This window comes from Actinoplanes oryzae, assembly GCF_030757795.1.
GTDB lineage: Bacteria > Actinomycetota > Actinomycetes > Mycobacteriales > Micromonosporaceae > Actinoplanes.
Genome location: NZ_JAUQWH010000108.1, coordinates 19,044 through 31,340, shown reverse-complemented (window position 1 = coordinate 31,340; position 12,297 = coordinate 19,044). Strand labels below are relative to the sequence as shown.

10 protein-coding genes are annotated in these 12,297 nt (G+C 74.1%); 7 read left to right on the top strand and 3 right to left on the bottom strand.

Features of this window, described 5'->3' with window-relative positions:
* Positions 1-353 (top strand): hypothetical protein (locus RBH18_RS29030; protein ID WP_306213559.1); only part of this gene is annotated, 353 nt, incomplete at its 5' end.
* A 296-nt stretch (positions 354-649) separates the two neighbouring features.
* A complete protein-coding gene (locus tag RBH18_RS29025) occupies positions 650-1,264 on the top strand; it encodes a GNAT family N-acetyltransferase (RefSeq protein ID WP_306213558.1) in 615 nt (204 codons plus the stop codon).
* Positions 1,265-1,623: 359 nt separating this feature from the next.
* Here the strand turns inward: RBH18_RS29025 and RBH18_RS29020 are convergent, their stop codons facing one another.
* The 3 genes from RBH18_RS29020 to RBH18_RS29010 form a co-directional block, all read right to left on the bottom strand.
* Positions 1,624-2,688 (bottom strand): GNAT family N-acetyltransferase, encoded by a 1,065-nt coding sequence (locus tag RBH18_RS29020; RefSeq protein WP_306213555.1) that lies wholly within the window; start codon positions 2,686-2,688, stop codon positions 1,624-1,626.
* Positions 2,689-2,781: 93 nt separating this feature from the next.
* Complete coding sequence (locus RBH18_RS29015; protein ID WP_306213553.1) at positions 2,782-3,531, bottom strand: ACT domain-containing protein; 750 nt, start codon at positions 3,529-3,531, stop codon at positions 2,782-2,784.
* Positions 3,532-3,682: 151 nt separating this feature from the next.
* Positions 3,683-4,699 (bottom strand): LacI family DNA-binding transcriptional regulator, encoded by a 1,017-nt coding sequence (locus RBH18_RS29010; RefSeq protein ID WP_306213551.1) that lies wholly within the window; start codon positions 4,697-4,699, stop codon positions 3,683-3,685.
* A 230-nt stretch (positions 4,700-4,929) separates the two neighbouring features.
* Between RBH18_RS29010 and RBH18_RS29005 the strand changes: the two genes are divergently transcribed.
* Genes RBH18_RS29005 through RBH18_RS28985 form a run of 5 tightly spaced genes read left to right on the top strand, consistent with a single transcriptional unit; the run spans position 4,930 to position 12,071 of the window.
* Positions 4,930-5,625: a pyrimidine reductase family protein gene (locus RBH18_RS29005; RefSeq protein WP_306213550.1), complete on the top strand. Its 696-nt coding sequence runs from the start codon at positions 4,930-4,932 to the stop codon at positions 5,623-5,625.
* A gap of 53 nt (positions 5,626-5,678) precedes the next feature.
* Complete coding sequence (locus tag RBH18_RS29000; protein WP_306213549.1) at positions 5,679-7,418, top strand: ATP-binding protein; 1,740 nt, start codon at positions 5,679-5,681, stop codon at positions 7,416-7,418.
* A gap of 9 nt (positions 7,419-7,427) precedes the next feature.
* The gene (locus tag RBH18_RS28995; RefSeq protein ID WP_306213547.1) at positions 7,428-8,579 is read left to right on the top strand and encodes an exonuclease SbcCD subunit D; all 1,152 of its coding nucleotides are present in this window, start codon (positions 7,428-7,430) and stop codon (positions 8,577-8,579) included.
* Complete coding sequence (locus RBH18_RS28990; RefSeq protein WP_306213545.1) at positions 8,576-11,065, top strand: AAA family ATPase; 2,490 nt, start codon at positions 8,576-8,578, stop codon at positions 11,063-11,065. The genes RBH18_RS28995 and RBH18_RS28990 overlap by 4 nt, the downstream gene beginning before the upstream one ends.
* 28 nt (positions 11,066-11,093) lie before the next feature.
* Positions 11,094-12,071 carry a hypothetical protein gene (locus tag RBH18_RS28985; protein ID WP_306213543.1) on the top strand — a complete coding sequence of 326 codons (978 nt, stop codon included), beginning with the start codon at positions 11,094-11,096 and terminating at the stop codon, positions 12,069-12,071.
* Positions 12,072-12,297: the final 226 nt, after the last annotated feature.

Genomic DNA, 12,297 nt, shown 5'->3' with positions numbered 1-12,297 from the left:
GGCTGATGGGGGCGGGGCTGATGGGCGCAGGACTGATGGGCGCTGGGCTGATGGGCGCCGGGCTGACGGGGCTCGGGGCGGGGCTCACCGGAATCGGCGCCGGGCTCACCGGGGCCGGCGCGGGAACCGGACTGACCGGGATGGGCGCGGGGCTGACGGGGATCGGCGCGGGGCTCACCGGGATGGGCGCGGGGCTCACCGGGATGGGCGCGGGGCTGACCGGGATGGGCGCGGGGCTTACGGGGATGGGCGCGGGGCTCACCGGGATGGGCGCGGGGCTGACGGGGCTCGGGGCGGGGCTGACCGGCGCCGCGGGATCGAGTTCCGGCGCTGTAGGCGTGTCGGATGCGTGATCGGTGAGCCCATCGGCGGGCTGAGTCTCCGCGCTTTCCTCCGCCACCGTGCCGACCGCAGTGCCCTCGTCGGCACCTCCGGCAGGGGAGGGGCCCGGCGCGCCCTCCGCCGAAGCTGTGTCGCCCGTGCTGTCCCTCTCCTCCGCGCTCGTGGCTTCCGCCGCGGCCTCCGCTGCGCGATCGTCGGCCCGGCGTTGCCGTGACCACCGCCAGCCCGCCACCGCACCTCCGCGAACGCCAAGACCCGGACCGTTTCGCGGGCGAAACTACCATTCCCCGCCGAGTAGCTTGGAGGCATGCCACCCCAGTCCGGCGGTCACGAGGCGCCACCTGCGGAAGCGCGGTCCGGCTCTGCCGGCTCGGCCGTGCGCGACGCTGCCGGCGACCTCCTGCACGGCGCCACCGTGGTCCTCCGCCCCGCGACCGAGGCGGACATCCCGGCGCTCGCCGCGATCCGCGCCACTCCGGAGGTGCTGGCCCGCTGGCGTGGCGGCCCCGACTTCGGCCCCGAGCTGCGTGAGTCGATCGCCGGCAAGGAGACCCGGTTCCTGGCGATCGAGGTGCCGGACTCTCCCGGAGCGCCCGGCCGGGTCGCGGGAGCGATCCAATGGTCGGCGGAGGAGGATCCCGACTACCGGCACGCGACCATCGACATCTTCCTCGACCCCGCACTGCACAACCGCGGCATCGGCGCCGACGCCGTGCGCACGCTGGCCACCCACCTCGTGGACGTCGAGCGTTTCCACCGCCTGGCGATCGACCCGGCCGCCGACAACGAGCCGGCGATCCGCTGCTACGCGAAGGTCGGCTTCCGCCCGGTCGGCATCATGCGCCGGTACGAGCGAGACGCCGACGGCACCTGGCACGACGGCCTCCTCATGGACCTCCTGGCCGCCGAACTGATCCGCTGAGGCCGCCCGCAGACGCCGCGCCGCCGCCGCTCCGATCCGTCGCACCCGGCCACGCACACCCGCGAGCGCCGGCCGCACCGCCCCACACGCCGCGCCCGCCAAAGGCGCCGGCCCGCACATCGCACGCGCCGGAAATGCCGGCCCGCACGTTGCACGCGCTGGAAATGCCGGCCCGCACGTCGCGCACCTCGAAGATCCCCGGCCCGCGCGCCGCACACGCCGGGGAAGTGGAATACCCATCGGCGACGGTGGGCCCGGGCGGGGCCCACCGTCGCCGCTCTCACCCGTCACCCTGAGGTGGCAGGAGTCTCGTCGGCCGCGGCCATCTCACGGCCGGCCGGTGATCGTGCTCTCACCCGTCACCCGGAGGCGGCGGAAGTCTCCTCGGCCGCGGATCGGCGGCCGGTCACCGGCAGCGTCACGGTCAGCAGGTCGCCGTCGCGGTCGCCCGGTGCGGCGTCGAAGCGGCGGAGCGTGCGCAGCGCGGCCACGTTGTCGGCGGCCAGGTGGGCGGTGACGGCCTCGAGGTCGGAGCGGCGGGCCGCGGCGAGGAGGCGGCGGAGCAGGGCGGTGCCGATGCCGCGGCGCTGCCAGGCGTCGTCGACCAGGGCCGCGGCCTGGCCGAGGTCGCCCTCGGTGCTCAGGGTCGCGACGGCGACGACGCGCTCCTCGCCGGTGGCCGGGTCGTCGTGGAGGGCGAGCAGGGTCACCCCGGTCGCCGGCTCGACCTGGCGGCGCAGGCGGGCCTCGGTCGGCGCGGTGCAGCTCAGGTAGCGCCGCTGGAGGGTCTGGGCGGAGCTGCGCGCGTGCAGGCGGCGCACGCCCTCGAGGTCGTCGGCGGTCGCCTCGCGGACGAGCAGCTCGGCGCCGTCAGGCAGGAGCAGCGTGGTCTGCCCGCCGGCGCGGCGCAGGCCGGCGCTGCTGACCTCGACCAGCGCCTGGGCGCGGGCGTATTCGGCCGGGGTGAACGCCGGGGCGGGACGGTAGACCTCATACGTGCCGCCGGCCGGATCGACCAGCGTCATGTGCTGCTCGTCGTAGCCGTGGAGGACCACCGTGCCGGCCGGGCGCCAGCGGACCTCGGCGGCGTCGAGCAGGGAGACCAGCGCCTCGCCGAGGGCGTCGGGGTCGTGCACCAGGCGCCCGGCGAGGGCCAGCGCGCGGGTCGGCTGGTCGGCCAGGCCCTGGGCCTCGGCCCGGGTCACGAAGGCGTTCCGGCCGCGGCCCCGCGCGATGGCCGCGTGCATCTCCCGCTCCGACATGGTGTCGGGGGCGTCGACCAGGAAGTCGTCGACCGCGCCCTCCTCGGTGGTGTGCACCTGGACGGCGAGGATGTTGACCGACCGCAGGGCGAGGCTCGCCGTCAGGACTGAGAGGTAACCCGGGCGGTCGTCGACCGTTGCCCTGATCCGCCACAGCGCCATGTCTCGGCACTTCCCTTCCGGCTCGCGGTAACCCTTTTCCGACTTCCAGGGTCCCCCGCCGGTGTTACCTGCGCATTGCTTGAGCTGCGATAACTATGAGGGGTCAATCACAGCGGATGCGACCGGCGGCACACCGGCCCGGTCGAGCCTGTCGCCGAGGATCACGGCGGCGGCGCGGACCAGCTGCGCGGCCCGGTCGACCTCGGTGATGTGGAAGGCGGCGGCCGGCAGCTCCTCGTCCTCCCCGCGCGCGATCACCAGCACCAGCCCGGCGCGGCCGAACGGCGCCACGGCGTAGCGGGTGCCGTCCGGGCCGGTCATCGGCCGGGCGCGCAGCGGGGTGATCTCCGGCAGGCGCAGCGGATCGGGCGCGCGCCAGCTCGCGTACGCGACGGTGGGCTGACTCCCGATCGAGGTGCGAAGTGCCGGGTCGGGCCGGGGTGCGGCGGAGCGCGCGGCCCAGTCGGCCGGGACCACGGCGGCGGCCGCCCAGTCCGCGGCCAGCAGGCCGGGGACGGCGTCGACGAGCGTGGCGAGCCCGTCGGCCGGGTTCGCGGCGACCTGGGCGAGCAGTTCGGCGTCGTGGCCGCCCGAGACGGGGGCGCCGATGGCCTGCCAGACGCCGTCGACCTGGACGCCGGGGATGGCGGCGAGGCCGGCGAGGAGCCGCTCGACGCGGGCCGCGCCCGGCCAGACGACCGTGAAGTCGTCGACGGCCCGGCCGCCGAGCCGCTCCAGCACCACCACCTGGACGATGTCGGCCCCGGCGACGCCCAGCGTGCGTGCGACCTGGCCGAGCGCACCCGGGCGGTCCGGCAGAGTGACCCGTACCCGCAGCAACATGCAGCTCCTCCCAACTGAGAGACGGCACGGCGGTGCCGTCCGAAGGCTGCGTCCCACCCTGCCGACCCGGCGTTTCACAGCCGTTGCGCCGCCGTGTCCCGGCCGTCAAGACGCATAGATATGCCCTGAATCACATCAAGGCTATGCCGGGTCAGGCCGACTGGCGACGGACCAGGTGGGTGTCGAGCAGAACGTGTGAATTGTCGACCGGCTCCCGGCGGATCCGGCTGATCAGCAGCTCCGCCATGCGCCGGCCCATCTCCTCGACGGGCTGGTGCACGGTCGTGAGCGGCGGCTCGCACTGCCGCGCCACCGGCGCGTCCTCGAAGCCGATGAGCCGGACCTCCTCCGGCACCCGCCGCCCGGCCGCGCGCAACGCCCGCAGGGCGCCGCTGGCCATCAGGTCGGAGGCCGCGAAGATCGCATCGAGGCCGGGCTCGCGCGCCAGCAGCGCCGCGGCCGCCCGGGCGCCGCCCTCCTCGCTGAAGTCGCCGATCTCGACCAGCTCCCGGCCCCGCACCGCGGCCCGATAGCCGGCCAGCCGCGCCCGGCCCACCTCCATGTCCTGCGGCCCGGCGACGGTCGCCACCCGCTGAGCCCCGGTGGCCTGCAGGTGCTCGACCGCCTGCCGGGCGCCCGAGGCGTTGTCGACGTCGACGAAGTAGTCGTCCGGGTGCAGCTGCGCGGGCCGGCCACCCAGCACGAACGGCATGCCGCGGTCGCGCAGGATGCCCGGCAGCGGGTCCTCGTCGTGCAGGGACAGCATCAGTACGCCGTCCACGTGCTGCCCGGTGAGGTGATGCACGACACGCTCCCGCTGCGCCGGGGTCGCCGCCATCGCCAGCCACAGCTGCAACGGGGTCTCCAGCAGGGCGCTGTTGATGCCGCGCAGCACCCCGGCGAAGAACGGCTCGCCGAACAGCCGCTCCTGCGACTCGGAGACGACGAGCGCCACCGAGTCCGTGCGCTGGGTGACGAGCGTCCGCGCCGCCCTGTTCGGCACGTAGCCGAGCTCGAGGATCGCCGCCTCCACAGCCGCCTTGGCGTGCTCGCTGACCTGGGACGATCCGTTCAGCACGCGGGAAGCGGTGCCGCGGCCGACCCCGGCGCGCGCGGCGACGGCATCGAGCGTCGGGCGCCCCGGGGAGGGGTCGGGCTGCCGAGTCATGGGCCGCATTATTCTCCAGGCCGCCAAATCCTGTCTGCCCACTCCCTTACGCTTGTCCCATGATCTGCCACGCATGCCGTGAGCAGCGGCACAAGGAGTGCCGCGGCGGGTCCTGGTGCGACTGTCAGCACCGCCCCGTCGAGCCCACGCCCCCGGTGACCGGCCCGGCCTCGCCATAGACACGGCACACTGCGGCCGGCCCGGGCGCCGGCCGCCGTAGCCTGGGCGGCGTGTTCACCCAGGACGAGCTGATCGAGCGCTATCCCCGCAACGCCGAGCCCACGCTGCGCGTGAACTTCATCGCGAGCGTCGACGGCGCCGCCACGGTCGACGGCAAGTCCGGGGGACTGGGCGGCCCGGGCGACAAGCAGATCTTCGACACGCTGCGGATGCTCTGCGACGCTCTGGTGGTGGCCGCCGGCACGGTGCGCGCGGAGAACTACGACGCGCTCCGGCTCGACGAGGGGCGGCGCGCCTGGCGGCGTACGCAAGGATTGCCGGAATTTCCGCTGATGGTCGTCGTGTCGGCGTCGCTGGAGCTGGACCCCGCACAACTGATCTTCTCGGACGCGCCGATCCGGCCGCTGGTCGTCACCCGCAAGGGTGGGACGCCGCCGCCCGGCCTGACCGATGTGGCGGAGATCATCGAGCTGGGCGACGGCGACGTCGATCTCGCCGCGATGGTGGCCGTGCTGCACGCGCGGGGCGCCACGCAGGTGCTCTGCGAGGGCGGTCCGCACCTGCTCGGTGCGCTGGTGGCGGCCGATTTGATCGACGAGTTGTGCCTGACCGTCTCGCCCCTGCTGGCCGGGGGCGGCGCGGGGCGCATCGCGGCCGGTCCGGACGGGCCGCCGAGGCGGATGGCGCTGCGCGGCATCCTGTCCGGGGACGACATGCTCTTCCTGAGGTACGCCCGCAGCCGCTGAAAGATTGTCGTACCCGTGGTGCACCATGATCCGCGTGGTCGAGGAGGGGTCAGATGCAGGACGCAAGTGAACCGGTCGGACGGGTGCTCGGCACCGCCGACGCCACCCCGTTGCAGTTCTGGACGGCGGTGACGCCCGGGAGCTACCTGCAGCTCGACGACGTCGTGGTGACCACCCGTGACCTGCCGGACCGCGAGCCGGTGACGATCGCCGGCGTGGTCACCCAGGTCCGCGCGCGCCACGAGGGTGCCCAGTTCGACTCCGACGTGTTCGCGATCGCCGACGGCACCCTGCCCGCGCTCGTGCAGGAGGCCGCCGAGGTCACCACCACCCGCGTCGACCCGGAGCTCTACGTCCCGCCCGCGCCCGGGGCCGTGGTGCACCGGGCGAGCGGGGAGGCCCGTGACGCCGCGCTGCACTTCGACCGGATGGAGCGGCGCGTGCCGATGGGCACGGGCCGCGACGGCGTGCCGGTGTTCCTCAACGCCGACTTCCTCGACGGCACCCGGGGCGCCCACGTCTCCATCTCCGGCATCTCCGGCGTCGCGACGAAGACGAGCTTCGCGACCTTCCTGCTGTATTCGGTCTTCCGATCGGGGGCCCTGGGTGCCGACGGGGCGAACGCGCGGGCGCTGATCTTCAACGTCAAGGGCGAGGACCTGCTCTTCCTCGACCACGACAACACCAAGCTCGACGACACGACCACGGCCGGTTACAAGCTGCTGGGGCTGCCGGCGAGCGCCTTCCCCGACGTGCGTGTCTATGCGCCGCCGCGCGCGAACGACTCCTCCGGTGCGCCCGACGTCAACAGCCGGCTGACCGGCGTCGACAGCTTCTACTGGACGCTCGAGGAGTTCTGCGAGAAGCGGCTGCTGCCGTACGTGTTCGCCGACGCCGACGACGAGCGCCAGCAGTACACGATGGTCGTGCACTCGGTCACCGCGCATCTGGCCCGGCACGCGGTCCCCGCCGAGGGGGGCATCAGCATCGACGGGCGGCGGCTGGGCTCGTACGGGGACCTGGTCGACCACATCGTCGACCAGCTCACCGACGACGAGACGCGCTCCACCTGGGCCGGCAGCGCGGTCAACATGGGCACGGTGAACGCATTCGCGCGCCGGCTGATCGGCAGCAAGCGCGACCTCTCCCGGCTGATCCGCGGCGATCTGGCCGCCCGCCGGCCGCACCAGATCAAGACGGCCGAGAGCGCTCAGGTGACCGTCGTCGACCTGCACAACCTGCCGGACCGCGCGCAGCGCTTCGTGGTCGGTGTGACGCTCAAGACCGAGTTCGAGGACAAGGAGAAGTCGGGCACCGGCCGTCCGCTGCTCTTCGTCGTGCTCGACGAGCTCAACAAGTACGCCCCCCGCGAGGGCTCGTCGCCCATCAAGGAGGTGCTGCTCGACATCGCCGAGCGGGGCCGCTCGCTGGGCGTGATCCTCATCGGCGCGCAGCAGACCGCCAGCGAGGTCGAGCGCCGCATCGTGACGAACTCGGCGATCCGGGTGGTCGGCCGGCTCGACCCCGCCGAGGCCTCCCGCCCGGAGTACGGCTTCCTGCCGCCCGCGATGCGCCAGCGCGCGCTCCTGGCCCGCCCGGGCACCATGTTCGTCAACCAGCCCGACATCCCGGTGCCGCTCTGCGTGGAATTCCCCTTCCCCGCCTGGGCGACCCGCAAGTCGGAGTCCGGCCCGCCGCCCGCGGGCACGATGCGCTCGATCGTCCAGGGTGCCGATCCGTTCGCGGTCGTGGGTGGCCGCAGCGGCTCGTCGGACGACGACATTCCGTTCTAAGGTTCCGCGATGCGCATCCTGCACACCTCCGACTGGCACGTCGGAAAGGTCCTCAAGGGACGCGACCGGCGCGACGAGCACATCCGCGTCCTCGCCCGGATCGTCGAGATCGCCCGCGCCGAGCGGCCCGACCTGGTCGTCGTGGCCGGTGACCTCTACGACACCGCCGCGCCCTCGCCCGCGTCGACGCAGATCGTCACCCGGGCCCTGTCGGCCCTGCGGCAGACGGGGGCCAGGGTCGTCGCCATCGGCGGCAACCACGACAACGGGGCCGCGCTGGACGCGTTGCGCCCGTGGGCCGACGCCGCCGGCATCGAGTTGCGCGGCTCGGTGCGCGACAAGCCGGAGGACCTGCTGATCCGCGGCAAGACGGCCGACGGGGAGCAGTGGCAGCTCGCCGCCCTGCCCTTCCTCTCGCAGCGCTACGCGATCCGGGCCGTCGAGATGTACGAGCTGACGGCGGCCGAGGCCACGCAGACCTACGCGGACCACATCCAGCGCCTGATCGCCAAGCTCGCGGAGAGCTTCGACGAGCCCGGCACGGTCAACCTGCTCACCGCCCACCTGACCGTGGTGGGGGCGTCGACCGGCGGCGGCGAGCGGGAGGCGCACACGGTCATGGGCTATGCGGTGCCGGCCACGGTCTTCCCCGCCAACGCCCACTACGTGGCGCTCGGGCACCTGCACCGGTCGCAGCGGGTGATCGGGCCGTGCCCGGCGCGCTACAGCGGGAGCCCGCTGGCGATCGACTTCGGCGAGGAGGAGAACGTCAGCTCGGTGGCGATCGTCGACGTCGGCACGGCCAAGGCGGCCCAGGTGCGCGACGTCCCCGTCACGGCCGGCCGCGACCTCCGCACGGTGCGGGGCAGCCTGGATCAGCTCGCGACGGTGAACCTTCCGGATGCCTGGCTGCGTGTCTACGTCCGGGAGGCGCCACGGGTGGGGTTGCGGGAGGACGTGCAGGAGCTGCTGCCGGACGCCTTGGAGATCCGGATCGATCCGGACATGGTGCCCGACCGCGCCGGTGCCCGGATGGCCCAGCGCGCCGGCCGCTCGCCCCGGGAGCTCTTCGGCGACTACCTGGACAGCCGCGAGAACGCCGAGGAAGGCGTCCGCGAACTCTTCGACGAGCTCTACGACGAGGTGAGCAGCCACTCATGAGACCGTTGCGGCTCGACATGGCCGGCTTCACGGTGTTCCGCGACGAGACCACCGTGGACTTCACCGACGCCGACTACTTCGCCCTGGTCGGCCCGACCGGCTCCGGCAAGTCGACGGTGCTGGACGGCATCTGCTTCGCCCTCTACGGCACGGTTCCCCGGTGGGGTGGCGCCCGCGGCATCAGCAACGCGCTCGCGCCCTCGGCGACGGAGGCCCGGGTCCGCCTGGTCTTCGAGTCGGCGGGCTCGCGCTATGTCGCCACGCGCGTGGTGCGCCGCGACGGCAAGGGCAGCGTCAAGACCGCGGGCGCGGCCCTGCAGCTGATGCCGCCCGGGTTCGACGTGACCCGGCTCGACACCGGGATGAGCCTCGACGACCTCGGGGACGTGCTCGCGGGCACCCCGGCGGAGATGGACCGCGCGGTGGTCGAGGCGGTCGGGCTGCCGTACGAGCAGTTCACCAGCTGCGTCATCCTCCCGCAGGGCCAGTTCGCCGACTTCCTGCACGCCAAGCCCGCCACCCGGCAGCAGATCCTCGTGAACCTGCTCGGCCTGCACGTCTACGAGGAGGTGCAGAGCCGCGCCAGCGCCCGGGCGACCAACGCCGAGGCCAAGCTGAGCGTCGTCGACCAGGCCCTTGCCGGGCTCGCCGACGCCGACGACGAGGCGGTCGCGGCGGCGGAGTCCCGGCTGACGGCCATGCGGGCGCTCACCACGGCCGTGGAGGAGTCGGTGCCCCGGCTCAAGGCCGTCCGGGACAGGGAGGGCGAGCTCGCCGCGGTGCGCGACGCCGTGGCGGCCGAGCTCGCGGCGCTGTCCCAGGTCCGCACGCCGGCCGGCAGCGCGAAGGTGGCCGAGGCCGCCAACGCCGCGCGGGCCGAGGCCGAGAAGGCCGCCGCCGGCGTGCGCGCGGCGGAGGAGCACGAGGAGAAGGTACGAGGCGAGCTGGCCGCCGCGGGCGACGCCGGCTCGCTCGGCCTGCTGCTCGACCGGCACGTGGAGTACGACAGGCTCGTCGGCCAGGCCGAATGGTTCGCCGGCGAGGTCTCCGTCGCCGAGGTCGAGCACAAGGACGCCGTGGCCGCGGCGGAGCTCGCCCGCGCCGCGCACCTGGGGGCCGACCAGCTGCTCGAGCAGGCCCGCCTGGAGTATGCCGAGGCGCAGACGCGCGACCGGGCCGCCGCCCTGCGCGCCCATCTCACGGCCGGTCACGAGTGCCCGGTGTGCGAGCAGCCCGTGACAACCGTGCCCGAGATGCCCGCCGGATCCGCCGTCCAGGCGGCGGAGGAGCGGGGCAAGGCGGCACGCGCCGCGGCCGACGTGGCGGGCACGGCGTTCAAGCAGCGCGACGCCGTGGCGCGGGAGCTGGAGCGCGGGCTGGACCGCAAGCGCGCGCAGTACGAGCACCACAAGTCCCGGCTCGCCGAGGTCAAGGCGGGGCTGGCGGACTCGCCCGGCCAGGAGGCCCTGCGCGCCCGGCTCGCCGAGCTGACGAAGCTGCAGCGCAAGCTCGACGACGCCGGGGCGGAGGTGCGGGCCGCCCGCGAGGCGCAGCGCCGGGCGCAGACCGCCGCCGCGCAGGCCGAGGAGCGGCAGCGCTCGGCGTGGCGTTCCTTCGACGTGGTGCGCGACGGGGTGGCCCGGTTCTCCCCGCCGCCGGCCGACCGCGACGACCTGGCCGGCGCCTGGACCACGCTCGTCGAGTGGGCCGAGGAGTCCGCGCGGCAGCGGGAGCGGGCTCGCGCCGAGGCGGCCGCCGCCGTGGAAGCCGCGCACGCCGAGACCCAGCGGGTCCGAGCGGAGATCGTCGCCCTCTTCACCGACGCGGGACTGCCCGCACCGTCCGGCGCGGACGACGCGGGCCTCATCCGGGCGGCGGCGGTCGCGGCGGAGCGGGCCGAGGCCGCGTGGCAGCGGGTGTCCGACCGGCGCGAGCAGGCCCTGGCGTACGCGGAGCAGCGGGCCGGCCTGGTGCGCGAGAGCCGGGTCGCCAAGTCGCTCGCCGGGCATCTGCGGGCCAACAACTTCGAGCGCTGGCTGCTCGAGGAGGCGCTGGACCTGCTGGTCGACGGCGCGTCGCGGATCCTGCGCGAGCTGACCGGCGGGCAGTACGACCTGGAGCACGACAAGGGCGAGTTCTACGTCGTCGACCACCACGACGCGGGCCTGCGCCGCGGGGTGCGCACCCTGTCCGGCGGGGAGACCTTCCAGGCCTCGCTCTCCCTCGCGCTGGCGCTGTCGGAGCAGCTCGCCGGCATGTCGACCACCGCGGCCAGCCTGGAGTCGATAGTCCTCGACGAGGGCTTCGGCACCCTGGACGCGACCACGCTCGACGTCGTGGCGGCCACGCTCGAGAATCTGGCCGCCCGCGGCGACCGGATGGTGGGAGTCGTCACGCACGTGAACGCGCTGGCCGAGCGGGTGCCGGTGCGCTTCGAGGTGCACAAGGACGCCCGCACGGCGCACGTGGACCGGGTGGGCCTGTGAGCGATACCGAGGCTGAGGGGGCCGGCCGGTGACGAGGATGTTCGTGGACGCGTGGGACCCGTCGTACGGGGCGTCGTTCGAGGGCGGGGACGGCGGGGAGGGCCCCGCGTCGCCGAGCACCGCGCAGACGGACACGAACACGGACGTCGAGGTGCCCGCCGCGCAGTGGGCGCCGATCGACGTGCCGGCCGGGCTGCGGCCGCCGGACGTGGTGTTCCTCGTCGACGGGGTGCGCCGCAACGACGCGGGGTTGTGGACGGCGGAGGAGGACGGGCAGTCGTACGCGGGGCTCGCCGCCTCGTACGCGGCCGGGGTCGTGCGCTGCGACCTGCGCAACGGCGTCGCCGAGCTGGTGGGCGCACGGGTCGCGCGGGGCCTCTTCACCGCGAGCCCGTCGGCCGGCGATGTGCAGGCCGGGTCCGTGCGCTACGAGGTGCACCGGGTGAGCGGCACGGGGGAGGCGAGCAAGCTGCCCGCCGCCGTGCAGCCGCCGCTCACCGCGCTCGAGATCGACATCTCCGGCGACGCCCGCAACCACGGCTCGGACGGCGCGGACCTGCTCGTCGTGGACGGCCCGCTGCGCAACCGGCGGCAGCTGCCCCGGACCATCGGGTACGTGAAGACGCAGCAGAAGCAGTATCTGCCCGGGTCGCTGACTCCGGTCGTCACGTCGCTGCGGCCCGGCCAGCGGACGCCGGTGTTCCACATCGGGACGGCCTGGGGCAGCTGGTCCTGGTACCTCCGGCTGCCCGGGGCCTCGGGGGCGCCGTGGTCGGGCATCGTGCGCGTCGAGTGCTCGCCGGAGCTCACGCCCGAGCAGGCGATCGAGCTGGCCGAGCTGTCCGGGGCGACGCTGCCGCGGTTCGCGTCGTCGGCGTACAAGGATCCGCGTGCCCCGCAGAATCTGGTGCCGATCGCCGGCCTGGAGCGGCGGCTGCGCGGCCTGCTGGGCGATGCCCGGGTGCTGCACCGCGCGCTGACCCTGGCCACGGCCCGGCTTCGCTGATTCGGGCCGATTGGTACCTTTTGGCGGCAAGCGCTGGACCTGCTCACCGCTGTCGGCGTATTACTCAATGCGAGTGCGGAAACGGCATTTTGCCACCGCCCGTGGCTGCCTCGTGACGCACCGCTGATTCAGTATCCGCCGAGCGTGTGGGATGCGCACCGAGCGTCTGTCGGCGGCGCCTTGTCGCTGAGTATTATTCGCAAGCCCCGCGGTCAGCATCGGCTGC

Excerpts from the sequence above, each read along its gene's own strand:
- RBH18_RS29025 (WP_306213558.1), top strand. The coding sequence starts at position 650 with ATGCCACCCCAGTCCGGCGGTCACGAGGCGCCACCTGCGGAAGCGCGG.
- RBH18_RS29020 (WP_306213555.1), bottom strand. The coding sequence starts at position 2,688 with ATGGCGCTGTGGCGGATCAGGGCAACGGTCGACGACCGCCCGGGTTAC.
- RBH18_RS29015 (WP_306213553.1), bottom strand. The coding sequence starts at position 3,531 with ATGTTGCTGCGGGTACGGGTCACTCTGCCGGACCGCCCGGGTGCGCTC.
- RBH18_RS29010 (WP_306213551.1), bottom strand. The coding sequence starts at position 4,699 with ATGACTCGGCAGCCCGACCCCTCCCCGGGGCGCCCGACGCTCGATGCC.
- RBH18_RS29000 (WP_306213549.1), top strand. The coding sequence starts at position 5,679 with ATGCAGGACGCAAGTGAACCGGTCGGACGGGTGCTCGGCACCGCCGAC.
- RBH18_RS28995 (WP_306213547.1), top strand. The coding sequence starts at position 7,428 with ATGCGCATCCTGCACACCTCCGACTGGCACGTCGGAAAGGTCCTCAAG.
- RBH18_RS28990 (WP_306213545.1), top strand. The coding sequence starts at position 8,576 with ATGAGACCGTTGCGGCTCGACATGGCCGGCTTCACGGTGTTCCGCGAC.